Below are 22,989 nucleotides of genomic sequence, written 5' to 3'. Positions count from 1 at the left end.
AACCTTCCTCGCCGCAAGTAGGGACCGCGCCACGTTAACATGCACGAACCGCGCTCGCCGACCACGCGGGTCGGCGTTGCGGCGCCAGCCTCCGCGATCGGAAGGACCCAGCCCAGATGGGCAGCAAGCTCGCAGCCGGCGTGCTCCGTCGCGTCACCGCTCCCCGGGTGGTGCGTCACCGCGCGGCGGCCCGTCTGATACACGGCCTGGCGGCCGCGCCGCTGCTGCCGGCCGGCGCGCGGTCGTCGCTGGCCCGCCGCCTGCGCGCCGGCATGGTCCGGGCCGGCTGGCCGGCGGCGGAGTCCCGGGCCGCGCTGGTCGCGGTGGCCGGTGGCGTGGGCCCGGCCGCCCGTGCCGACCTGCTCGCGCAGGAGGCCGCCGACGAGATCGCCGAGGGACGCACCCCGGCCCACCTGACTGCCGCCGTCGAGGCCGACCTGGCCGAGGCGGACCGGGCGTACGCCCGGGGTGACGGCGAGGCGGCGGCCCGGCGGCTGCACCGGGTGCTGCACACCCAGTTCCACCGGGTGATCCACTTCGACCAGCTCGACTCGCCGCTGGCGGACGATCCGGCGGCGTTCCTCGCGCCGCTGCACGGCAGCGCCGTGGGTCGGGCGCTGCTGACGCCGCGCGGCCGCCGGCAGCCGGCCGCGCCGCCGCCGACGGACCGGCCGCAACGGGTGCTGCTGCTGCTCAACGGAAGCGCGCACTTCGTGCAGGCGATCCGGGAGCGCTACGCCGCCCACCCCGATGTGGAGCTGCGTTACGTGCGGCTGGACGACGACCCGGTGGCCGGGCCGCTGATCCGGCAGTCCAGGCGCATGACCGCCGAGGCGCTGCTGCGCGACACCGAATACGGCAGGCAGGTCGAGGCCTGGCTGCGCCCGCACCTGGACTGGGCCGACACGGTGTTCGTCGACTGGGCCGTGGCGACCGCTGTGATGGTCGGCCTGGTCGACCCCGGCGACACCCGGGTGGTGGTCCGGCTGCACAGCTACGAGGCGTTCGGCAGGTGGCCGAACCTGATCGACTTCAGCCGGGTGGACGACGTGGTCTTCGTCTCCGAGCACCTGCGTGACTTCACGCTCCGGGTGGCGCCCGGGCTCACCGGCGCGCACGCGCCGCGTACCCACGTGTTGTGCAACGCGATGGACCTGGCCCCGTTCGCGCGGCCGAAGGACTCCGCGGCCCGGTTCACGCTCGGCCTGGTGGGCACCAGCGCGGTCGCCAAGGACCCGCGGTGGGCGATCGAGGTGCTGCGGCTGCTGCGCGCCGCCGACGAGCGGTACCGCCTGCTGCTGGTCGGCGGGAGCATCGACACCGGGATGAGCCGGGCGGCGCGCGACTACGCGGCGGCGCTGGAGACGGATCTGGCCGAGCTGGCGCCCTCCGGCGCGGTGACCCGGCTCGGCCACACCGACGACGTGCCGGGTGTGCTGACCGGCATCGGCGTGGTGCTCAGCAGCTCGGTGCGGGAGAGCTTCCACTGTGCCGTAGTGGAGGGCGCCGCGAGCGGCGCGGTGCCGGTGGTGCGGGACTGGCCGTTCTTCGCCGGCGGGGAACACGGTGCGCGTACCGTCTTCCCGGCCGACTGGGTGGTCGCGACGCCGGCCGAGGCCGCCGCCCGCGTCCGTGCGGTCACCGCGGACGAGCAGGTCTGGCGGGCCGCCGGCGAGGCCGCGGCCAAGCACGCCTCGGCCACCTGGGACTGGTCGGTGAACGCACCGGGCTTCGACCGTCTGCTGGGGATCGACTGACCGGGCCGGCCGGGCGTCGGTGACGCCCGGCCGGGCCGGTGTCAGGCCGGGGTCGGCTGCAGGCCGCGCCCGTCCCGGTCGGCGGCGGCCGGGCCCACGGCCACGGTACGGCCGTCGGACGCGGACTCCAGCAGGGCGGCGGCGACCTGGACGGTACGCAGGCCCTGCCGCAGGGTGACGATGTCGCTCTGCTTGCCCTCCACCGCGTCGCGGAACCGCTCGTGCTCGACCAGCAGCGGCTCCCGCTTCGGGATGGCGTAACGGACCATGTCGCCCTCGGCCACGCCGCGGAACGCGCGCAGCGCCTCCCACTCGGTGTCGATGGCGGCGTTGGCGTAGAAGGTGAGGTCGGCGGTGAGCGTGTCGGCCACGAAGCAGCCCTTGTCGCCGGTGACGACGGTGGACCGCTCCTTGAGCGGGCTCAGCCAGTTGACCAGGTGGTTGACCATGGTGCCGTCGGCGAGCTGGCCGACGACGGCGACCATGTCCTCGTGCAGCCGGCCGCTGCGCGAGACCGTGCGGGCGGAGACCGAGGTGTACTCCTGGCCGGTCACCCACGCGGTGAGGTCGATGTCGTGGGTGGCCAGGTCCATCACCACGCCGACGTCGGCGATCCGGTGCGGGAACGGGCCCTGGCGCCGGGTGACGACCTGGAACACCTCGCCCAGCTCACCGGCCTCCAGGCGGGTGCGCAGGCTCTGCAGCGCCGGGTTGTAGCGCTCGATGTGGCCGACGCCGGCGACCAGGCCGGCGGCCTCGAACGCCTCGACCAGCCGGGTCGCCGCGTCGACGGACTGCGCGAGGGGCTTCTCGATCAGCGCGCAGACGCCGTTGGCGGCCAGCTCCATTCCGATCGGCTCGTGCAGCGCCGTCGGGCAGGCCACCACCGCGTAGTCGACGCCGAGGGCGAGCAGGTCGCTCAGCTCGGGTACGACGGGCGCGCGCAGCGTCCCGGTCACGTCGCCGGCCGGGTCGACCACGCCGACCAGCTCGACGCCGTCGAGGTTGGACAGCACCCGGGCGTGGTTGCGCCCCATGGCGCCGAGGCCGATCAGACCGGCGCGCAGCTTGCGACCTTCACTCACTGAGCTGTCCTTCGTTCGCGACTGCGGGGCTCGCAAACCCGACTCACTCCTCGCGCTCACCGGGCACCGCCGGCCAGGTTCGCGCCCTCGGCGATCCGCTCCAGGTCGGCCTGGCTCAGCGACGGGTGCACCGGCAGCGAGACGACCTCGGCGGCGGCCCGCTCGGTCTCCGGCAGGTCCCACGCGCCCGGCTTGCCGTCCACGAGGTACGGCTTGAGCCGGTGGATCGGGGTCGGGTAGTAGACCGCGTTGCCGATGCCCAGCTCGGTGAGGCGGGCCTGGGCGGCGTCCCGGTTGCCGGTGACGCGCACGGTGTACTGGTGGTAGACGTGCCGGGCGCCGTCGGCGACCGGCGGGGTGACCATGCCGGTGATCGCCGAGTCGAGGAACTTGGCGTTGGCGCGGCGCTGCTCGGTCCACTCGCCGAGCTGGGTGAGCTGCACCCGGCCGATGGCGGCGGCCACGTCCGTCATCCGCATGTTGGCGCCGACGATCTCGTTGGCGTACCGCTGCTCCATGCCCTGGTTGCGCAGCAGCCGCAGGGTACGGGCCAGCTCGGCGTCGGCGGTGCTGATCATGCCGCCCTCCAGGGCGTGCATGTTCTTCGTCGGGTAGAAGCTGAAGCAGCCGGCGGTGCCGAACGCGCCGACCGGGGTGCCGTTCAGCTCGGCGCCGTGCGCCTGCGCGGCGTCCTCGACCACGGCGAGGCCGTGCTGCTGCGCGATCGTCATGATCCGGTCCATCGCGGCCGGGTGGCCGTAGAGGTGTACCGGCATGATCGCGACGGTCTTCGGCGTGACGGCGGCGGCGACCGCCTCCGGGTCGACGCAGAAGCTGCCCGGCTCGATGTCCACGAAGACCGGCTCGGCGCCGACCAGCCGCACCGCGTTGGCGCTCGCGGCGAAGGAGAACGAGGGCACGATGATCTCGTCGCCCGGGCCGAAGCCGAGCGCCATCAGCGTCAGCTGCAGCGCGGAGGTGCCGGAGTTGACGGCGACGCAGTGCCGGCCGCCGACCAGGTCGCCGAACTCCTCCTCGAACGCCGCGACCTCGGGGCCCTGCACGACCCGGCCGCTCCGCAGCACCCGGACGGCCGCCTCGATCTCGGCCTCGCCGATGATCGGCCGTGCGGGGGGAATGAACTCTGGATGCGGCCCGGCCATGGGGCTTCCTCCTGTCGACACGTGGTTCATGGGAGACATTTCGGGGGATGCTACCGCTCTGTCAGGAAAACAATCGGGTCGCGCTGATTGTCCGACTGGATGTGACGTTCTGTTCATGATCGACGACGGCCCTCCGGGGGCGACCCGGGTCAGACTTCCACCTCGTCGCGCACAGGCCCCACGCATGCTACCCGCAGGGCGGCGACGATCGCGGCCGCCATCCGGGGCACCTCGGCGGGCTCCAGCGGGGCCCGGGAGATCGCCATCCGCCAGTACACCGGCCCCACGATGAGATCGACGGCGGCGCGCCGGTCGGTGTCCGGGGACAGCTCGCCGCGCTCGACCGCCCGGCCGATCAGGATCCGCCCCACCGCCTGCTGGTAGTCGTCCAGGGCGGCCTGCAGCTTCTCCGCGATCTGCGGGTTGCGGGCCGCCTCGGCCAGCAGGTCCGGGATGATCTGCGCGGCCAGCCGGTGACGCAGCGCACGCGCCATCACGTGCAGCAGGATCTCCAGGTCACCGAGCAGGCTGCCGGTGTCCAGCAGCGGGATGTTGCGGCCCGCCACGGCGGAGACCATGTCCAGCACCAGGTCGAGCTTGGACCGCCAGCGGCGGTAGATGGCGGTCTTGCTCACACCGGCCCGGCGGGCCACCGCCTCGATGGAGAGGCGACCGTAGCCGACCTCGGCCAACTCCTGCATCACGGCGGTACGGATGGCGCTGGTGATCTCCCCGCGCAGCACCGCCGCGCCGGCCGGGGCACGCCTCTTCTCGGTCGTCACGTGGAACAATGTAGCGCAACGACGGTACGGTTGCGTCCCGACGTTCGGTGGACTACCTTCCATGCAGCAGCGAGGCGGCTCCTCCCCGCCGGGCCACGCTGGATCTGTTCACCGCACTGCTCCCCATCAGCACGAAAGATCGGAGCGCCTGATCATGGCCAACACCGCGGTGGCCGACCCCGAATCCGGACTGAGCCGGGCCGAACTGGCCCGGCGGTACGGGTTGCGGGTCGCCGGGGAACGACCACCACTGGGCGAGTACACCCGCCGGTTGTGGGCGTACCGGCACTTCATGACCGCGTACTCGCGGGCGAAGGTCGCGTCCTCGCTGAGCAACACCCAGCTCGGGCAGCTCTGGCAGGTGCTGACACCGCTCACCAACGCGGCGGTCTACTTCCTGATCTTCGGCGTGATCCTGTCGCAGAACCGGAACGTGTCGAACTTCATCGCGTACCTGTGCACCGGCGTGTTCATCTTCATGTTCACCCAGACCGCGGTGTCGAACGGCACCAGCGCGATCACCGGCAACCTGGGCCTGATCCGGGCGCTCCAGTTCCCCCGGGCCGCGCTGCCGATCACGGTCACGCTGGTGCAGCTCCAGCAGCTGCTCATGTCGATGGTGGTGCTGGGCGCGATCGTGCTGTTCACCGGCGAGCCGGTGACCTGGCGCTGGCTGCTGCTCGCCCCGACGCTGCTGCTCCAGACGGTCTTCAACATCGGCCTCACCATGATCATGGCCCGGATCGGCTCCAAGATCACCGACCTCAAGCAGATCATGCCGTTCGTGATGCGCACCTGGCTGTACGCCTCCGGCGTGCTCTACCCGGTGGCGCTGTTCCGCGAGCACCTGCCGCACTGGGCCGCGAGCCTCCTGGAGTGGAACCCGCCGCTGGTCTTCATCGAGCTGGCCCGCTACTCGCTGCTCGACTCCCACCAGGCCCACCTGGTCAGCTCGCCGCCGAAGCTCTGGGCCCTGGGCCTGTTCTGGGCGGTCGTCATGGGCATCGGCGGGTTCGTCTACTTCTGGCGCGGAGAGAAGGAGTACGGCCGTGGCTGAGCAGACCCTGCCGCTGAACGCCGGTCCCGTGATCGACTCGGGTCGCGTGCCCACAGTCGTGGTGGACGACGTGCACGTGATCTACCGGATCCACAAGGGCGCGAGCGGCGGCACCACACCGGTCTCCGCGCTCAAGCGGATCGTCTCGCGCACCAAGGCGCCGAACATCCGCGAGGTGCACGCGGTCAAGGGCGTGAGCTTCACCGCGTACCAGGGTGAGGCGATCGGCCTGATCGGCAGCAACGGCTCCGGCAAGTCGACGCTGCTGCGGGCCATCGCCGGGCTGCTCCCGCCGGCCCGCGGCGCGGTCTACACCCAGGGCCAGCCGTCCCTGCTGGGCGTCAACGCCGCGCTGCTCAACGACCTGTCCGGCGAGCGCAACGTGGTGCTCGGCTGCCTCGCCATGGGCATGCAACCGGACCAGGTCAAGAAGATCGCCCCGGAGATCATCGAGTTCTCCGGCATCAACGAGCGCGGCGACTTCGCCTCGCTGCCGATGCGCACGTACTCCTCCGGCATGGGCGCCCGGCTGCGCTTCGCCATCTCGTCGGCGAAGAAGCACGACGTGCTGCTCATCGACGAGGCGCTGGCCACCGGTGACCGCAAGTTCCGGGTCCGCAGCGAACAGCGGGTCCGCGAGCTGCGCGACAGCGCCGGCACCGTGTTCCTGGTCAGCCACTCCATCGGCTCGATCCGGGACACCTGCGAGCGGACCATCTGGCTGGAGGGCGGCGTCCTGAGGATGGACGGCCCCACCAAGGAGGTCTGCGACGCGTACGAGGGCCAGAAGTAGCCCGCCGGAGCGCACCGGTCCCGGGATCGCCCGGATCGGTGCGCTCCGCCGTCCGCGTTAAGGTTTTCGGATCCATCCCCTTTCACCCAGAGTGAGGTACGGCAATGACGCAGGACCACACCACCGCACCGGACGCCGCGCCGGCGAGCCCGGCACCCTGGCGACCCGCGCGTACGGTGGCCGTGATCCTCGCCGGGGGGACCGGCACGCGCCTCGGGCTGGGCATCCCGAAGCAGCTCCTCAAGATCGCCGGTAAGCCGATCATCGAGCACACCCTGGCCGTCTTCGAGGCCGCGCCGGAGATCGACGAGATCATCGTGCTGATGGCCACCGGTCACGTCGACGACGCGCGGCGCATCGTCGCCGACGCCGGCTTCCGCAAGGTCACCAAGGTGATCGAGGGCGGCGAGACCCGCAACGACACCACCCGGATCGCGCTCGACGCGGTCGGCGAGGGCGACGTCAACATCCTCTTCCACGACGCGGTACGCCCGCTGGTCAGCGCCCGGATCGTGCGCGAGTGCGTGAACGCGCTCTGGACGTACTCGGCCGTCGACGTGGCCATCCCGTCCGCCGACACGATCATCCAGGTCGACGCGGACGACTGCATCACCGACATCCCGGTCCGCTCCCGGCTGCGCCGCGGCCAGACCCCGCAGGCGTTCCGCTCCGGCACCATCCGCGAGGCGTACCGCCGTGCCGAGGGCGACCCCGACTTCGCCGCCACCGACGACTGCGGCGTGGTGCTGCGCTACCTGCCCGGCACGCCGATCAAGGTGATCGACGGCTCGGACGAGAACATCAAGGTCACCCACCCGGTCGACGTGCACCTGGCCGACAAGCTGTTCCAGCTCGCCGCCGCCCAGGCGCCCCGGCTGACCCACCGCGGCTACGCCGAGGAGCTGACCGGCCGGACCATCGTGGTCTTCGGCGGCAGCTACGGCATCGGCCACGACCTCGCCGAGCTGGCCCGCGGCTACGGCGCGCAGGTCTTCCCGTTCAGCCGCTCCACCACCGGCACCCACGTCGAGCGCGCCGAGGACGTCACCGCCGCGCTGAAGACCGCGTTCGAGGCCACCGGCCGCATCGACCACGTGGTGGTCACCGCCGGCATCCTGGAGAAGGGCGCGCTCGCCGAGATGGACTCCGAGACGATGGACCGTCTCCTGCACGTCAACTTCGTCGGCCCGGTCACCATCGCGCGCCAGTCGCTGCCGTACCTGCAGCAGACCAAGGGCCAGCTGCTGCTCTACACGTCCAGCTCGTACACCCGGGGCCGGGCCCGCTACGCGCTCTACTCGGCCACCAAGGCCGCGCTGGTCAACCTCACCCAGGCGCTCGCCGACGAGTGGGCCGAGTTCGGCGTACGGGTCAACTGCGTCAACCCGGAGCGCACCGCCACCCCGATGCGGACGCGGGCGTTCGGCGAGGAGCCGGAGCACACGCTGCTCTCCTCCGAGGCGGTCGCGCAGGCGTCCCTGGACGTGCTGATCTCCGAACTGACCGGCCAGGTGGTCGACGTGCGCCGGTCCCCCGGCGAGCAGGTCGCCGCCGTACCGGCGCAGCCCGGCGCCGACCGGTCCGAGCTGTCCACCGGCGCCTGAGACCGACGGGACGTGCCAGATGCGTGGTGACCTGGTCCGCAAGCTGCTCGCCCGAGTACTGACCACCGGGCTGGCGGTGCTGGCCTTCCTGGTCGTGGCGCTCACCGGCGCCACCGGCTGGGGCCTGGCCCTGGCCGTCGCGGCGCTCGCCGCCACCGCCTGGGAACGCCGGGTCCGGCCGTCCGCCGACGGTCTCGCCGAAACGGTGCTCGTCGCCGCCGGCATCCTCGTCGGCTACGCCCGGCACCTCGACGACGGCTTCGACCCGGCCCTCGCCGCCACCGCGCTGGTCCTGCTCGGCCTGGTGCTGCTGGTCGGCCCGCTGCGGCAGGCCGGCGCGCTGGAGATCCGGGCGGCGAACCTTCCGGTACGCACGTGGACGCCGCTGGTCGCCGCCCGGCTCGGTGACGCGCTGCTGGTGCTGCTCGCCGTGGTGGCGCTCGCCGCCGCGCTGGCCCTGCCCGCCTTCACGGCGCTCGCCGCCGCGCTGCTCGTCGGCGCCGGCTGCGGGGCGGTCGCGCTCGACCTCGCCCGGCGCCGGTTCCGGCCGCCCGCCGGCGGGGGCCCGGTCGGCCGCGCGCTGCGCCGCCACCAGCCCGAGTTCGTGCTGCACTTCTCCGCGCCGCCCGGCTCCGAGTACCAGGTCACCATGTGGCTGCCGTACCTGGAACGGATCGGCCGCCCGTTCATGGTGGTGCTGCGCGAGCCGGAGCTCCTGCCGGCCGTCGCCGCCGCCACCCGCGCCCCGGTGGTCCTCTGCCCCACCCTGAAGGCGCTCGACGAGGCGCTGGTGCCCAGCCTGCGCGTCGCCTTCTACGTCAACCACGGCGCGAAGAACGCCCACCTGATCCGGTTCAACCAGCTCACCCACGTGCAGCTGCACCACGGCGACAGCGACAAGGCCCCGAGCGCCAACCCGGTCTCGGCCATCTTCGACAAGATCTTCGTGGCCGGGCAGGCCGCGATCGACAGGTACGCCCGCGCCGGCGTGGAGATCCCCGCCGACAAGTTCGTCGTGGTCGGCCGGCCCCAGGTCGAGGCCATCGAGGTACGCCGGGAGCCGGTCGCCGCGTCGGCGCACCCGACGGTCCTCTACACCCCAACGTGGACCGGGCACCACGCCGACGCCAACTACTGCTCGCTGCCGGTGGCCGAGACGCTGATCCGCCGGCTGATCGACCGCGGGGCGGCGGTGATCCTGCGCGCCCACCCGTACACCGACAAGAACCCGGCCTCGGCCCGCCAGCTCGCCCGGCTCACCGAGCTGCTCGCCGCCGACCGGGCCAAGACCGGCCGCCCGCACCTGTTCGGCGCCGCCGCGGCCCGCGAGCTGACGCTCACCGAGTGCGTCAACCGCGCCGACGCGCTGGTCTCCGACGTCTCCGGCGTCATCTCCGACTGGCTCTACTCCGGCAAGCCGTACGCGGTCACCGACACCGGCGCCGACGGCGAACACTTCGTCGAGCGGTTCCCGCTCGCGGCGTCCGGCTACGTGCTGCGGCGCGACATGTCCAACGTGGACCAGGTGATCACCGACCTGCTCGACGCCGACCCGAAGGCCGCGCAGCGCTGGGCGGCGCGCACCCGCTACCTGGGCGACTTCCCCGCCGACGCCTACGCCGAGGCGTTCCTCGCCGCCGCCCGCCGCGAGCTGGAGGCCGACTGGGCGGTCCCGGCGCAGCGCGCCGTCGTGTAGGCCCCGCTCTACAGGTACGCGTCGAGCAGGGCGAGCACGGCGGCCGGGTCCTCGACGTGCGCGTTGTGGCCCAGGCCGGGCAGGGTGGCCACCGGCACGCCCAGCTCCTTGAGCTGCGCGTCGCTCACCATCGGGTCCTGCTCGCCGCGGGCCAGCAGCACCGGCACGCCGGTCGCGGCCAGCTGGGCGGGCAGCCGAGGCTCGCCGACCGCGAACGCGGCCGGGTCCATCGCCAGCCGCCAGCGGCCGTCGACCCGCCGCAGCCCCGCCTCCACCACCGGGTGGTCCGGGGCGAACAGCCCGGCCAGCCCCGAGACGCGCAGGTAGCGGCGGGCCGCCTCGTCCCGGGTGGCGAACCAGGTGACCGGCCGGGCGGCCAGCTCGCTCGCCTTCGCCAGCTCGGCCGGGGACCAGACCGCCTTGATGCCGAGCCCCACCACCGCGTCCACCGGAAGAGCCCGCTGCCGGGCCGCGAGCGCCAGCGCCACCACCCCGCCGAGCGAGTGCCCGAGCAGCACCAGCCGGTCGTGCGGGCCCAGCCGGAGCGGACCGAGCCCGTCCGCGACGCGCTGGGCCAGGGCGTCGAACGAGTAGCCGTCGAGCGGCGGCGACCAGCCGTGGCCGGCCAGGTCGGGGGCGAGCCAGCGCCCGGGCCAGCGGCGCTCCAGCAGCGGCGCCCAGGGCAGCCACACCTCGCCGGTGGCGCCCATGCCGTGCAGGAGAATCAGGTGCCGGTTCCCCGTCGCATCGCCCATTGGCGCAGTCTGCCACCGCCCGCCCCGGACACGCGAGACCGAACCCGCCCGACCCGCCCCCACGCCCCACCCCGCCCCCGCCCCCGCCCTCGCCCTCGCCGCCGATCTTGGAGTTGTGGTGCCTTCCATAGCGGGCGAGCCGGGCATACCAGGCGCCACAAGTCCAAGATCGACGCGCCGAGAGGGCGGCGGGCCAGGGCGGGTGGGGACGGGGAAGGCCGGCGCCCCGGGAGGGGTGCCGGCCTTCCGGGGGTGCGGAGGGTCAGGCGGAGTAGCCGCGGCTGGCGATCCAGTGCGCCAGGTCGATCGTGGTGAGCCAGTACGACGGCAGCGACGGGTCGGCCGAGTCGGCGATCCGGACGGTCCGGCCGTCGTCCTTGTAGCCGATCACCGCGACGTAGTGGCCGCCGGGGAACGAGTGCCAGCCGCCGTTGGTGTCGGTGGCGGTGCCGGCGACGTTCGCGACGACCCCCCGGCCGTTGCTGATCGCCTCGACCACGTCGGCCTGAAGCCGGTCCATCTGGGCCGGGCTGGCCGAGCCGGGAATCATCCGGGTCCGGTACGGGTTGCCCTTGACCTGCTGGTTGAGCACGCGCGTGGTGTCCTCGGCCGAGTTGGTGCCCATCTCGGTGGTGCCGAGCGGGCCGGCGAGGGCGTCCTGGCTGCGCTCGATGCCGGTGGCGCTGAGCGCGTTGCGCACGGCGGCCGGGCCGCAGTAGTAGTAGTTGATCTGCGCCTGGTAGTCGTAGTCCAGCGTCTTGCTCGACGGCGGCTTCGGCGCGGCCTTGGTGACGTCCGGGTCCGCCGCGGCCTTCTTCGCCGACGGGGAGGCGCTGGGCGACTTGCTGGGCTCGGCGCTCGGCGACGCCGGCGGGACGCCGATACGCGCCTCGCTGCGGCTGGCGGGCTCGCCGAGCCGTGCGCCGAGTTCGGCGACCGAGGCGGTGTTCTCCTGCTGGACCGGGGCGTCCTCACCGGCGGCGAGGGCGGTGCCGGCGCCGGCGGCCAGCACGAGCGCCGCGGCCGATCCGGCGATGATCTGGTACGGGCGTTCGGTGGCGATCCGCCGCAGCTGACGCTTCAGGTGGTGCTTCACGAAATCCTCCACGGGGGGCGTGATCGGCACACGCCGGCCCGGCACGTGGAGGGGTTCACACGTGCTGGCAGGCCGGATGGGCCGGGGGAACGGGTACGCCCGCGATGCCGGGCGCCCAGGGGCGGTTTGCCGGTCGCGTCAGGCGAGCGCGGGTACCGCGGAGCCGTGGAGGCGGGGGGACGATCGAGGGGTGGGCACGAGGATGGGACTCCTTCCGTGGCCGCCGACCGGGTTAGCTGACGGATTCGGGCGGGAAGTACGCCCTACCGCGGCAGTGGCCGCGGATTCACCCCGATGGTGCTCATGGTTCCCCGGTTCGTGATGACACGATTAGGCGGGTCGGCGCGGCGTCGCCTTCTGCGATCGGTTACCGCACCGGACGCGCCGACACTACCGGCGGGTACTGCCCCTGCCAAGCGCTCCCACCTGCGTAAACATGATCCCCGGTAACGGATTTCGGAACAGCCGGTTACTCACTTCACTCAATGGGACAAGCGGTGGTGACGGCGCCCGGGAGGCGAAAAGGGGACAGACGGCGAGCGCGTGACCGGCAATGGCGCGGCTCATTGGCCCGTTCTGCGCTCCACGCCCGTTTCGGCGCCGGGGGTGAGCCGGCTCACCACATTCCGGGTAACAATTCGGTCGCCTCAGCCGACCCGGGCCGGACGCCAGCGGGCGTTGCGGACGAACGCGCCGACCGGCAGGGGGATCGTCGCCGCGCCGCGGGACACCGGGGCGGGCCGCACCGCCAGGGTGGCCGCGTACGCCTCGGCGGCGAGCGTACGGGCGGCCTCGGCGGCCAGTTCGGCGTCCCGCCACGCCTGCCGCTCCCGCTCGGCGGCGCTCTCCCAGCCGGCCCGGCGCCGGTCCCGTACGGCCCGGGCCAGCACGATCTCCTGCTCGGCCGGGTGCCGGCGCGGGTCCCACCCGTTGCGGCGCGCCAGCACGTCGGCGAGTTGCCGGGCGGACAGGTCGCCGCGCCAGTGCGCCGTCATGGCGGCGTGGTGCAGCCAGCGCTCCCGGGCCGCGTACTCCGCCGGGGTGCGCGGGGTGCGCGGGGCGGCCAGCGCGGCGGCCCCGGCCAGGCGGCGGGCGGCGCTGTCCGCCTCGTCGTACGCGGTCCAGGCGCGTTCCGCCTCGTCCTGCGCGGCCAGCCACCGTTCCCGGCGGCGACGGGCCGTCTGGGCGGCCCCGGCGGCGGCCACCGCCACCTCCTCGGCGTACCGGACGAGGTCGTCGCGGCGCGCGGCGTCCTGGTCCACCGGATCGGCGGCAGCCTCGGCGACGCCGTCGCGCTCGGGCCGGGCCACCAGCGCGGCGAGCAGGCCGAACGCGAGCAGCATCAGGAAGGACCAGATGGCGGCGGCCTCGGGGACCGCGGTGAGGAAGTGGTAGAGAGCGGTCTGCGACATGGTCGGCACCTCACGGGAAGAACCTGGCGGGAGACTCCGCACGGCCGGTCGGGGCGCGGCGCGGGGTTGCCGGGCCGGCGAAGGGCGGGTGCGGGATGACGTTCGGTGGGTGCGGTGACGGGCGCGGCCCGTGGGCGGATCAGCGGGCGGGCGGGGCCCGCAGGCCGACCGGCGCGGTGATCCGGCCGGCCGGGACCGGCTGCGGGTCGTTCGGGAGCGTGTCGGTGGCCCGTGCGGCGGGCGCGGGTGCGCCGTCGGGACGGGCCTGCCGCTCGGCGGCGCGGTCGGATTCCGGTCGCGGGGCGGCCGGCGTGCTCACGTACGCCGGGCCGGGCGCGGCGGCCGGGGCCGCGGCGGTCGGCAGCGTGGCCGCGCCGAACGAACAGGCGACGACCACGGCGAGACTGGCGAGCATCCGGGCGGTCCAGCGCGCCACCCACCACACGGGGCAGGTGAGCGCGATCGGAAGCACGGGTACAAATTACCGCCGAACCCCCACTGACGCACCGCCGCACGGCGTGTCGCGGACCGACCGGCCGGCGTGTGCGCGTGTCAGTCCGGGCGACGCCGCCCGGCGTACTCGATGTCCTCGGCCGGACCGGAGACGGACCGCGCGCCGCCGTCGGCGGCCGCGCCCTCGGCGGGCCCGCGCGGAGCCGGCACGGCCGGTGCGCGCGACGCCGCGCGGGCCCGGCGGGACGGGCCGAGCAGGCGCATCATCGGCACCTCCACCCAGCGGTGCAGCGCGGCGGCCAGCGCGAGCGTGAGCAGCAGGAAGCCGAGCACCGCCAGCGGCCCCCGCCAGCCGGGCAGGCCGGTCCCCCAGTCCCCGGTCAGCCGCAGCACGGTGACCATGACCAGCACGTGCACCAGGTAGAAGGCGAACGAGACCTCACCGAGCCAGATCATCGGCCGGGACCGCCAGGGGGTGGGCCGGCCGCGCACGTCGGCGTCCGCCGCCGCGGCGATGACCAGCAGGTACGCCACGGCGAGCAGCGCCGCCCAGAACTCGGCCGGGATCCACAGCGCGGCGACCACCCAGGTGGTGACGAACAGGCCGGTGGCGACCGCGAGGTTCGGTCCGCGCCAGCGGTGGCGGCGCATCAGCTCGGCGGCGGCCACCCCCATCCAGAACTCCAGCGACCGGGTCACCGGGAAGATCTGGGTGAACCACCACCGCTGCTCCTCCGGCACGAGCTGCTGGCCCGGCCACAGCGCCAGGATGAGCAGCGGCGCCGCGACCAGCACGGTCCGCAGCACCCCGGTACGGGCCCGGCGCAGCCACGGCACCACCAGCGGCAGGCACAGGTAGAACGCCAGCTCGCAGGAGAGCGACCAGCTCACGTTGTTGACGCTGTAGAAGTAGCCGTTCAGCGGGATCCACGCCTGGACCAGGAAGAAGTTGCCGATCGCCGCCCACGGCAGGACCGGGTCGGCGAACCAGGCCGCGACCGCCAGCGCCGCCACGAACGTCACCACGTGGTTCGGGTAGATCTTGGCGAGCCGTCGGCGCAGGAACGTCCACGCCCGCTCCCCGTCCCGGTACGACCAGACCAGGACGAACCCGCTGAGGATGAAGAAGAACTCGACGCCGGACAGGCCGAGGCTGAACGCCTTGTCCACCACCGCCTTCAGGTGCGGCTCGGCGACGATCCCCATGGTCCCGGCGTGGAAACCGAAGACCAGCAGCGCGGCGATCCACCGCAATCCGGTCAGCGACGGCAGGCGCGGGGCACGGGTGACAGTCGGCGCGCTGGTCATTCCGGGCACCCTACCCCGGAGTACCGGGACGTTCCCGGCGAGCCGACGGCCGCCGGGTCACCCAGGGACGGCGGATAGGATTTCCGTTCCTGCACGCGCGGGCGACGCCCGCCGGCACGCCGTGCCGTACGGAAGGTGAGCGAACCGGATGCACCAGCGGATCCTGCTCCGCGCCCGCAAGGGCCCGTTCGACGTCCTCACGCCGGAGGAGACGTTCGCCGGCAACTGGATCGGGGACAACAGCGGAAACCTGGTCTTCAGCCACGCCGCGCACAAGCTGCTGGCCACCTCCGCGGCGGAGATCACCGCGACCCGCACCCCGGCCGACCCGCGCCTCGCCGACGAGATCAACGAGCGGTACGACGTGTTCGTCGTACCGCTGGCGAACGCCTTCCGTCGCAGCTTCGTGCACCGCCTCGCCCCGCTGACCCGGCTGATCGAACGGCTGAAGATCCCGGTGGTGGTGCTCGGTGTCGGCGTGCAGACGAACGTCGACGGCGACCGCGAGTACCTGCGCCCGATCGACGAGCCGGTGCGCGCGTTCTGCAAGGCCGTGCTGGACCGGTCGCACAGCATCGGCGTACGCGGCGAGGTGACCGCGAGCTACCTGAACACGCTCGGCTTCTCCGACGTGGAGCAGATCGGCTGCCCGTCGATGTTCCTGCACGGCGACACGTTCCAGCTGGCGAAGAAGCAGCCGGAGCTGACCGCCGAGTCGAAGGTCGCGCTCACCATCTCGCCGTACGTCCGCTCGATGGCCTCGGTGGTCCGCCACCACCACGAGCGCTACCCGAACCTGTGCTACGTGCCCCAGGACCTGCGGACGCTCGGCACCCTGCTCTACGGCGACGCGCCCGAGCACCGCGGCCAGAGCAGCGACATCCCGCTGCACACCTCGCACCCACTGTTCGTCGAGGACAAGGTGCGCATGTTCGTCGACCCGTGGACCTGGATGGACCACCTCTCCGGGTACGACTTCGCGTTCGGCACCCGTATCCACGGCACCATCACCGCGCTCGTCGCCGGCACGCCCGGCTACCTGTTCGCGCACGATTCGCGCACGCTGGAACTGGCCCGCTACTTCGACATCCCGCACCGGATCATGCGCGACGTGCCGGCCGACGTGGACGCCGCCGACCTCTACGCCGAGGCCGACTACACCGCGCTCACCGAGGGCCACAAGGCCCGCTTCGAGACCATCACCGCGTTCCTGCGCAAGCACGACCTCGGCATCTCGTTCGACGACGACGACAGCGCCGCCCGCTTCGACCAGCGGGTCCGCGAGACGGTGTTCCCGCCGGCCGTCCGGCCCGCTGCCACCACCCCGCCGGCCGAGCTGCTGACCCGCATCGAGCGGCTGCGCGACGAGAACGCCAAGCTCACCGGGACCATCGACGCGCTGCGCTCGCAGCAGCTCCGGGAGCGGATCAAGCAGGCCGTCCCGGGCAAGGTCCGCCGGATGCTGCGGCGCTGATCGTCGTACGCCTGTTCTAAACAGGGTACGATCGGCGGCGTGCCCGACGTCGCGTACCAGCCCTCGATGCTCGACCTGGCCGAGCAGGGCCCGACCCTGGGCCCGCTCGCCGGGGCAGTGCGCCGCCACGAGCTGAGCCGGGGCGCCTGGGTCGACCACCTGCCCGGCTGGGTCCGGGGCTCCGACGCGGTGCTCGACACGCTGCGCCACGACGTGCCCTGGCGGGCCGAGCGCCGCACCATGTACGACACCGCTGTCGACGTGCCCCGGCTGCTCTGCTGGTACGCCGCCGGCCGGCCGCTGCCGCACCCGGTGCTCACCGCGGCCCGCGACGCGCTCACCCGGCACTACGCGCCCGAGCTGGGCGAGCCGTTCGTCACCGCCGGCATGTGCCTCTACCGCGACGGGCGCGACAGCGTGGCCTGGCACGGCGACACGCTGGGCCGCTCCGCGCACACCGACACCATGGTGGCGATCGTCTCGTTCGGCTCCCCGCGCGCGCTGCTGCTCCGCCCTCGCGGCGGAGGCGGCGGCAGCCTGCGGTTCCCGCTCGGCCACGGCGACCTCGTGGTGATGGGCGGCTCCTGCCAGCGCACCTGGGAACACGCGGTACCGAAGACCACCCGCCCGGTCGGCCCCCGCGTCAGCGTCCAGTTCCGTCCCACCGGCGTCGCCTGAGCCCGGGCCGGGCCCACATCGCCGCTGGGCACGTGCTAGAAACAACTCCCAGGGTCGATCACGCCCCCGTCACCCGATGACGCGAAGGGCGACCGATGACCCAGTCCCCCACCTCCCGCTGGTCCCCGTGGACGCTGCACGGCGACGGCCGCCAGGTACGCCCCGGCGACGTGGTCGCGCCCGACGAACGGCTCTCCTGGCCGCGCACCGTCGGCGTGGGCGTGCAGCACGTGGTCGCCATGTTCGGCGCCACCTTCACCGTCCCGCTGATCACCGGCTTCCCGCCCGCCACCACGCTGCTCTTCTCCGGGCTCGGCACACTGCTGTTCCTGCTGATCACCGGCAACCGGCTGCCCTCGTACCTCGGCTCGTCGTTCGCGTTCATCGCGCCGGTGCTCGCCGCGAAGACCGACGGCGGCATCGGCGCGGCCCTCGGCGGCATCGTCGTCGCGGGCGTCGCGCTCGCGCTCGTCGGCGTGGTGGTGCAGGTGGCCGGCTCCCGCTGGATCGACGCGCTGATGCCGCCCGTGGTCACCGGCGCGATCGTCATGCTGATCGGCCTCAACCTCGCGCCGGTGGCCTGGGACGGCGGCGGCGCCGGCACCGGCGTGAAGGCGCAGCCGCTGATCGCTGTGGTCACGCTCGTCGCGATCCTGCTCACCACTGTGCTGTTCCGCGGCTTCGTGGCGCGGCTGTCGATCCTCGTCGGCGTGGTGGTCGGCTGGGTGCTCGCCGCGCTGACCGGCAACCTCGACCAGCAGGCCGTACGCGGGCTGCGGCAGGCCGCCTGGGTCGGCTTCCCCGAGTTCCACACGCCGAGCTTCGACGCGCGCGCCGTCGTGCTGGTCATCCCGGTGATCCTGGTGCTGATCGCGGAGAACGCCGGGCACGTCAAGGCGGTCGCCGCGATGACCGGCCGCAACCTCGACCGCGACATGGGCCGGGCGCTGCTCGGTGACGGCGTCGCCACGGTGCTGGCCGGCTCCGGGGGCGGTTCCGGCACCACCACGTACGCGGAGAACATCGGCGTGATGGCGGCGACCCGCGTCTACTCCACCGCCGCGTACTGGATCGCCGGCGGCACGGCGATCCTGCTCGGCCTGTGCCCGAAGTTCGGCGCGCTGATCCTCACCGTCCCGGCCGGCGTGCTCGGCGGCGCCACCACCGCGCTGTACGGCCTGATCGCCATCCTGGGCGCCCGGATCTGGATCGAGAGCCGGGTCGACTTCCACGACCCGATCAACCTGTTCACCGCGGCGGTGGCGGTGATCATCGGCGCCGCCAACTACACGCTGACCGCCGGTGACCTGTCGTTCAACGGCATCGCGCTGGGCACGGCGGCCGCCCTGATCATCTACCACGGGATGCGCCTGATCGCGCGGCTGCGCGGCACCACGCCCGAGTCCCGCCAGTCCCCCGACCCCGAACTCTGACCCCTCCCCTCTCCTCCCCTTCCGCCCGGCCCGGCCCGGCCTCGTTGATCATGAGGTTAGCGGCGCAAATTGTCCGACTCACACCCGCCAACTTCATGATCAATGGACCACTTGGCGCGCGATTGGGGCCGGCCCACGCGAGCGGGACACCCAGAGGGCCCGAAGTGCAAGATCGCGCGGGTGCCCCAGCGGCCCGACGCCCTCGCAGCCAGGGCCAGCCAGCCCTCAACCACGTCGATCATGAAGTTAGCGGCGCCCGGTGTCCGTTTTGTCGCCGCTAACCTCATGATCGACCGTGCAGGGCCGAGGTCTTCCGCCAAAACACCCGGAATGTGCCCCATTACCCCTGGGGCAGCCCTGCCCCCGGAGTGCCCGGGCGCGTTGATCAAGGAGTTTAGGGCCTGCAGAGAGCGCGAAAAGGCCGCTAACTCCTTGATCAACGCGCGATGGGGGTGCAGCCGGGCACACGAGCGCACGGATCCCGTCAGCAGCTCCGGGTGCCCGGCCCGCTGACGCGCTCACCTCGGTGATCAAGGAGTTTAGGGACTGCAGAGGACACGAAGAGTCCGCAAACTCCTTGATCAACGCGTCGGGGCGGGAGGGGGCGGTCTCCCGCCGCCCTCCCCCAGCTGGCTCGTCAGTCGCGGTCGATGTGGTGACCCACCACCGTCGGGCCGAGCATCACGGCGAAACCGGAGCCGTCCCGGCGCGGGTCGGCCGGCGGCAGCTCCACCGGGTCGCCGGTCGCGGTCGCGCCCACCGGCCGCGGGCCGATCCAGGCCACCGACAGCTCCACCTCACCCTTGAGGAACCGCTGCGCGCGTACGCCGCCGGTCGCCCTGCCCTTCGCCGGGTACGCCTTGAACGGCGTCACCTTCACCGTGGCGCCGGTCGAGGTGACCACCATCGGCTCACCGTGCGCCGTGTCGTCGGTGCGGATCGCGCCGAAGAACACCGCCCGCGCCCCGGCGGGCAGGTTGATGCCGGCCATGCCGCCACCCTTGAGCCCCTGCGGGCGTACCACCGAGGCGGCGAAGCGCAGCAGCGACGCCTCCGAGGAGACGAACGCCAGTGTCTCGGCGCCGTCGGTCAGCCAGGTCGCGCCGATCACCTCGTCGCCGTCCCGCAACGAGATCACCTCGAACTCGTCGGAGCGGACCGGCCAGTCCGGCGCGCACACCTTGACCACGCCGGCCCGGGTGCCGAGCGCCAGCCCGGGTGAGCCCTGCGCGGACGACCCCAGCGGGGCCAGCCCGACGACCGTCTCGCCCGGCTCCAGCGGCACCAGTTCCGCAGCCGACATGCCGCCGCGCAGCGACACCGTGCCGGACTGCTCCGGCAGCACCGGCAACGGCAACACGTCGATCTTGAAGGCGCGCCCGGCGCTGGTCACCAGCAGCACTCGGCCCCGTGCGGTGGAGTGCACGATCGCGCGTACCGCGTCGTGCTTGACCCGGCCGCTGCGCCGGCGCGCCTCGGCGGCCTCCTCCGACTCGGCCGCGGTCCGCGCCACCAGCCCGGTGGCGGAGAGGATCACCTGGCACGGGTCGTCGGCCACCTCCAGCGGGCCGGCCGGCACCGAGGCGGCGAGCACCTCCTTGAGGTCGCCGTCGACGAGCGTGGTGCGCCGCGGCGCGCCGAACTGCTTGACCACCGCGGCCAGCTCGTCGGAGACCACCTTCCGAAGCACCTTGTCATCGTCCAGGATCTTCGACAGCTCGGCGATCTCGCCGCGCAGCTTCTCCTGCTCGGCCTCCAACTCCAGCCGGTCGTACTTGGTCAGGCGGCGCAGCGGAGTGTCCAGGATGTAGCTCGCCTGGATCTCGGAGAGCTTGAACTTCTGCATCAGGCCGTCCTTGGCGGCCTGGGCGTCCTCGCTGGCGCGGATCAGCTTGACCACCCGGTCGATGTCGAGCAGGGCGATCAGCAGGCCGTCGACCAGGTGCAGGCGTTCCTCCCGCTTGCGCTTGCGGTACGCGCTGCGCCGGGTCACCACCTCGTAGCGGTGCGCCAGGAACACGTCGAGCAGTTCCTTGAGCCCGAGGGTGCGCGGCTGCCCGTCCACGAGCACCAGGTTGTTCACGCCGAAGGACTGCTCCAACGGGGTGAGCCGGTAGAGGTCGGCCAGCAGCGCCTGCGGGTTGACGCCGACCTTGCACTCGACCACCAGACGGGTGCCGTTCTCCCGGTCGGTGAGGTCCTTGACGTCGGCGATCCCGGTGAGCCGCTTGGTCTTGTTCACCTCGTTGGTGATGGCCGCGATGACCTTCTCCGCGCCGACGCCGTACGGCAGCTCGGTGACGGTGATGGCCTGCCGGCCGCGGCTGCCCTCCAGCGGGCCGATCTCCACCCGCCCGCGCATGCGCACCACGCCGCGCCCGGTCTCGTACGCGCGGCGCACCTCGTCCAGGCCGAGCAGCAGCCCGCCGGTGGGCAGGTCGGGGCCGGGCACGAACTCCATGAGCTTGTCGAGCGTGGCGTCCGGGTGGTTGATCAGCCAGCGGGCGGCCTGGACGACCTCGCCGAGGTTGTGCGGGATCATGTTGGTGGCCATGCCGACCGCGATGCCGGATGCGCCGTTGACGAGCAGGTTCGGGAACGCCGCCGGCAGCACCGTGGGCTGGGTCAGCGAGCCGTCGTAGTTCGGCTCGACGTCGACGGTGTCCTCACCCAGCTCGCCGGTGAGCAGCATCGCCTCCCGGGACATCCGGGCCTCGGTGTTGTGGTTGACGAAACCACCGGCCAGGAAGGAGTGGTCGGCGGATTCCACTCGAACGGAATAGACCTCCGCCGGCTCGTCAGGAGAGACCGCGACGACCTTCTCGTACCGATAGCCCGCATCCATCACGGGCAGGATCGTGGCAAGGATCTCGGTGTCCTTGATGCGGTCGATGATGCGGAGTCGTTCGGTTTCCCACCGCTCGACACGATCGAAGTTGTGGCTGGTGAGCCACTTGCGTCCGCTGCCCCGACGATCGAAGTCGATGCTGCTGCGCACGTAGTCGGCCACAAAGGGGACGTGGTCCTGACTAAGCCGATGCGGGCGCAGCGGCGCATGCCGCAGCATCTTGGCCAGCACCGCCTGCTTGGTACGGAGGAAGCCGACACGAGTTGCGAAAGCCCTGATGTTTCGCGTCCCGGAAACCACCAGGCGGTGCTCCACCGAGCCACTGGGCCGGGTGTAGTGGCGTCGACAGGCGATCACGCCGAACTCCGCGAGCAGTTCCTGGACCTCCCGAGTCAGACGCTCGCTGTAGCTGGTGTACTGGATGGTGAAGCTGCTGTTGGCGACGCGGACTCCGCCGTCGCCTTCGAAGAGGGCCATCAGGAAGGCCCGCTTGATGCCCCACCCCCCTGCCCAGACGAACTCCGGCACGAACTTGTCCCTCGCCTGGTGACCGATCAGCTCGGCGAGTGGGCTCGCCCGAAAGGCTTCCATCCCGCCGGCGACGTCCTGGACGTCAAGTTCGTGTATGCGGCGACGGTCTCGGCGCGTGTGCCGGTCGCTGACGTAGCGTCGTCCACCCACGACCTGGTCGTAGGCATGCAGGACCTCGCCGAAGAAATGCTCATCGGTATTGCTGAATCCTGCCCGCGACTCGCTCGCGAAGCCTTCAGAGACCCAGGCGCCACCGAGCACGCCGAGCATGTATTCGCGAGCGGTGGGGACGACCTGCTTCCATGCGTTCCGCGCGATACAGACCACCGAGCCCGGCGTCACCTCGTCGAGCCGACGCCACTGGAAGACAGGGACACCCACCGGAGCTTCGAGGCAGAGAACCAGATGATTCTCACTACCACGGAGGGAGAATCCGGTCTCAGTCGTGATCCGGAGCGTCGGGTGGACGCCCGAGTTGAAGACCTTGTTGACGCGAACCGCTTTGCCGTCCTTGTCGAGGACTTCGAAATCGGCCTCCGCCTCGCTGTTCGGCGGCAGGTCGACCACATCACCGATTCGTGGGCTGCTGCCATCGGCCAGGCGGATCCGGGTGTCACCCACGACGCAGTAGCGCGCCGCAGCCGGGCCGTCGTCTGGCGAGCCGAAGTTGCCGTGCCCGTCGATGAGCGGGACGTTGAGCGAGAAGTCCTGTGCCAGCCGCACCATCGCGTCGTAGATCGCGGTGTCGCCGTGCGGATGGTACTTTCCCATCACATCCCCGACAATTCGAGCACTCTTGACGTGGCCGCGGTCCGGCCGGTGGCCCTGCTCGTACATCGACCACAGAATCCGCCGGTGCACCGGCTTGAGCCCGTCGCGCGCGTCGGGCAGCGCGCGGGAGTGGATGACCGAGAACGCGTACTCCAGGTAGGAGTCCGAGACCTCGGTGACCAGCGGGTTGTCGAAGACGCGAGCGCCGGCCTGGTCGAAGGCGGCCAGATCCGCCTTCGCGCGGTCGTCCTTGCGGCGTGCCATGGTGCGGTTTCCTTCCGAGACGAACCCGT

16 protein-coding genes, 3 pseudogenes and 1 riboswitch are annotated in these 22,989 nt (G+C 72.4%); of the genes and pseudogenes, 8 read left to right on the top strand and 11 right to left on the bottom strand.

The genetic code is table 11. The features are described from left to right. Positions 1 to 116: 116 nt before the first annotated feature. Positions 117 to 1,757: a glycosyltransferase gene (locus PVK74_RS01310; RefSeq protein ID WP_274477970.1), complete on the top strand. Its 1,641-nt coding sequence runs from the start codon at positions 117 to 119 to the stop codon at positions 1,755 to 1,757. Positions 1,758 to 1,798: 41 nt separating this feature from the next. Here the strand turns inward: PVK74_RS01310 and PVK74_RS01305 are convergent, their stop codons facing one another. From PVK74_RS01305 to PVK74_RS01295, 3 genes are all read right to left on the bottom strand, one after another. Then, the gene (locus PVK74_RS01305) at positions 1,799 to 2,842 is read right to left on the bottom strand and encodes a Gfo/Idh/MocA family protein (protein ID WP_043325113.1); all 1,044 of its coding nucleotides are present in this window, start codon (positions 2,840 to 2,842) and stop codon (positions 1,799 to 1,801) included. 56 nt (positions 2,843 to 2,898) lie between these two features. Next, positions 2,899 to 4,005: a DegT/DnrJ/EryC1/StrS family aminotransferase gene (locus PVK74_RS01300; protein WP_043325114.1), complete on the bottom strand. Its 1,107-nt coding sequence runs from the start codon at positions 4,003 to 4,005 to the stop codon at positions 2,899 to 2,901. A 149-nt stretch (positions 4,006 to 4,154) separates the two neighbouring features. After that, positions 4,155 to 4,787 (bottom strand): TetR/AcrR family transcriptional regulator, encoded by a 633-nt coding sequence (locus tag PVK74_RS01295; RefSeq protein WP_043325115.1) that lies wholly within the window; start codon positions 4,785 to 4,787, stop codon positions 4,155 to 4,157. Between the two features lie 154 nt (positions 4,788 to 4,941). Here PVK74_RS01295 and PVK74_RS01290 point away from each other — a divergent pair, with 154 nt between their 5' ends. From PVK74_RS01290 to PVK74_RS01275, 4 genes are all read left to right on the top strand, one after another. Next, the gene (locus tag PVK74_RS01290) at positions 4,942 to 5,844 is read left to right on the top strand and encodes an ABC transporter permease (protein ID WP_166456408.1); all 903 of its coding nucleotides are present in this window, start codon (positions 4,942 to 4,944) and stop codon (positions 5,842 to 5,844) included. Beyond that, positions 5,837 to 6,637, top strand: a complete 801-nt coding sequence (locus PVK74_RS01285) for an ABC transporter ATP-binding protein (protein WP_030499725.1) — start codon at positions 5,837 to 5,839, stop codon at positions 6,635 to 6,637. Before PVK74_RS01290 ends, PVK74_RS01285 begins: the two co-directional genes overlap by 8 nt. 104 nt (positions 6,638 to 6,741) lie before the next feature. Then, positions 6,742 to 8,241 carry a bifunctional cytidylyltransferase/SDR family oxidoreductase gene (locus PVK74_RS01280; protein WP_043325117.1) on the top strand — a complete coding sequence of 500 codons (1,500 nt, stop codon included), beginning with the start codon at positions 6,742 to 6,744 and terminating at the stop codon, positions 8,239 to 8,241. Between the two features lie 19 nt (positions 8,242 to 8,260). After that, a complete protein-coding gene (locus tag PVK74_RS01275) occupies positions 8,261 to 9,937 on the top strand; it encodes a CDP-glycerol glycerophosphotransferase family protein (RefSeq protein ID WP_274477969.1) in 1,677 nt (558 codons plus the stop codon). A gap of 8 nt (positions 9,938 to 9,945) precedes the next feature. Here the strand turns inward: PVK74_RS01275 and PVK74_RS01270 are convergent, their stop codons facing one another. The 5 genes from PVK74_RS01270 to PVK74_RS01250 all read right to left on the bottom strand — a co-directional run bounded on the left by PVK74_RS01270 (position 9,946) and on the right by PVK74_RS01250 (position 14,961). Then, positions 9,946 to 10,692, bottom strand: coding sequence for an alpha/beta fold hydrolase (locus PVK74_RS01270; protein WP_069089958.1), 747 nt, complete (start codon positions 10,690 to 10,692; stop codon positions 9,946 to 9,948). Between the two features lie 262 nt (positions 10,693 to 10,954). Further along, the gene (locus PVK74_RS01265; RefSeq protein WP_064447544.1) at positions 10,955 to 11,788 is read right to left on the bottom strand and encodes a C39 family peptidase; all 834 of its coding nucleotides are present in this window, start codon (positions 11,786 to 11,788) and stop codon (positions 10,955 to 10,957) included. Between the two features lie 206 nt (positions 11,789 to 11,994). Beyond that, a riboswitch (cyclic di-AMP (ydaO/yuaA leader) is annotated at positions 11,995 to 12,135 on the bottom strand. A 300-nt stretch (positions 12,136 to 12,435) separates the two neighbouring features. Beyond that, complete coding sequence (locus PVK74_RS01260; protein ID WP_274477968.1) at positions 12,436 to 13,200, bottom strand: hypothetical protein; 765 nt, start codon at positions 13,198 to 13,200, stop codon at positions 12,436 to 12,438. Between the two features lie 139 nt (positions 13,201 to 13,339). Continuing rightward, positions 13,340 to 13,672: a hypothetical protein gene (locus PVK74_RS01255; RefSeq protein WP_274477967.1), complete on the bottom strand. Its 333-nt coding sequence runs from the start codon at positions 13,670 to 13,672 to the stop codon at positions 13,340 to 13,342. 80 nt (positions 13,673 to 13,752) lie between these two features. Beyond that, on the bottom strand, positions 13,753 to 14,961 hold the full coding sequence (locus PVK74_RS01250) for an acyltransferase family protein (protein WP_113973220.1): 1,209 nt from the start codon (positions 14,959 to 14,961) through the stop codon (positions 13,753 to 13,755). Positions 14,962 to 15,109: 148 nt separating this feature from the next. Between PVK74_RS01250 and PVK74_RS01245 the strand changes: the two genes are divergently transcribed. From PVK74_RS01245 to PVK74_RS01235, 3 genes are all read left to right on the top strand, one after another. Further along, complete coding sequence (locus PVK74_RS01245) at positions 15,110 to 16,435, top strand: polysaccharide pyruvyl transferase family protein (protein WP_166456415.1); 1,326 nt, start codon at positions 15,110 to 15,112, stop codon at positions 16,433 to 16,435. Positions 16,436 to 16,501: 66 nt separating this feature from the next. Next, on the top strand, positions 16,502 to 17,113 hold the full coding sequence (locus PVK74_RS01240) for an alpha-ketoglutarate-dependent dioxygenase AlkB (protein WP_064447542.1): 612 nt from the start codon (positions 16,502 to 16,504) through the stop codon (positions 17,111 to 17,113). 95 nt (positions 17,114 to 17,208) lie between these two features. Next, a complete protein-coding gene (locus tag PVK74_RS01235; RefSeq protein ID WP_043325123.1) occupies positions 17,209 to 18,546 on the top strand; it encodes a uracil-xanthine permease family protein in 1,338 nt (445 codons plus the stop codon). Between the two features lie 637 nt (positions 18,547 to 19,183). Here PVK74_RS01235 and PVK74_RS31115 read toward each other — a convergent pair. The 3 pseudogenes from PVK74_RS31115 to PVK74_RS31105 form a co-directional block, all read right to left on the bottom strand. Continuing rightward, positions 19,184 to 21,265, bottom strand: a pseudogene (locus PVK74_RS31115) (DNA gyrase subunit A); the annotation flags it as partial. Positions 21,266 to 21,658: 393 nt separating this feature from the next. Then, positions 21,659 to 22,492 (bottom strand): annotated as a pseudogene (locus tag PVK74_RS31110) (LAGLIDADG family homing endonuclease); the annotation flags it as partial. Beyond that, positions 22,472 to 22,960, bottom strand: a pseudogene (locus PVK74_RS31105) (DNA gyrase subunit A); the annotation flags it as partial. The pseudogenes PVK74_RS31105 and PVK74_RS31110, both read right to left, overlap by 21 nt. Positions 22,961 to 22,989: the final 29 nt, after the last annotated feature.

Origin of the sequence: Micromonospora chalcea, from assembly GCF_028768405.1 — a bacterium.
GTDB classification, from domain to species: domain Bacteria; phylum Actinomycetota; class Actinomycetes; order Mycobacteriales; family Micromonosporaceae; genus Micromonospora; species Micromonospora chalcea.
This window is presented reverse-complemented; position numbering and strand designations above follow the sequence as displayed.

Excerpts from the sequence above, each read along its gene's own strand:
- PVK74_RS01245 (WP_166456415.1), top strand. The coding sequence starts at position 15,110 with ATGCACCAGCGGATCCTGCTCCGCGCCCGCAAGGGCCCGTTCGACGTC.
- PVK74_RS01290 (WP_166456408.1), top strand. The coding sequence starts at position 4,942 with ATGGCCAACACCGCGGTGGCCGACCCCGAATCCGGACTGAGCCGGGCC.
- PVK74_RS01240 (WP_064447542.1), top strand. The coding sequence starts at position 16,502 with ATGCTCGACCTGGCCGAGCAGGGCCCGACCCTGGGCCCGCTCGCCGGG.
- PVK74_RS01275 (WP_274477969.1), top strand. The coding sequence starts at position 8,261 with ATGCGTGGTGACCTGGTCCGCAAGCTGCTCGCCCGAGTACTGACCACC.
- PVK74_RS01260 (WP_274477968.1), bottom strand. The coding sequence starts at position 13,200 with ATGTCGCAGACCGCTCTCTACCACTTCCTCACCGCGGTCCCCGAGGCC.
- PVK74_RS01300 (WP_043325114.1), bottom strand. The coding sequence starts at position 4,005 with ATGGCCGGGCCGCATCCAGAGTTCATTCCCCCCGCACGGCCGATCATC.
- PVK74_RS01310 (WP_274477970.1), top strand. The coding sequence starts at position 117 with ATGGGCAGCAAGCTCGCAGCCGGCGTGCTCCGTCGCGTCACCGCTCCC.
- PVK74_RS01250 (WP_113973220.1), bottom strand. The coding sequence starts at position 14,961 with ATGACCAGCGCGCCGACTGTCACCCGTGCCCCGCGCCTGCCGTCGCTG.
- PVK74_RS01235 (WP_043325123.1), top strand. The coding sequence starts at position 17,209 with ATGACCCAGTCCCCCACCTCCCGCTGGTCCCCGTGGACGCTGCACGGC.
- PVK74_RS01270 (WP_069089958.1), bottom strand. The coding sequence starts at position 10,692 with ATGGGCGATGCGACGGGGAACCGGCACCTGATTCTCCTGCACGGCATG.
- PVK74_RS01280 (WP_043325117.1), top strand. The coding sequence starts at position 6,742 with ATGACGCAGGACCACACCACCGCACCGGACGCCGCGCCGGCGAGCCCG.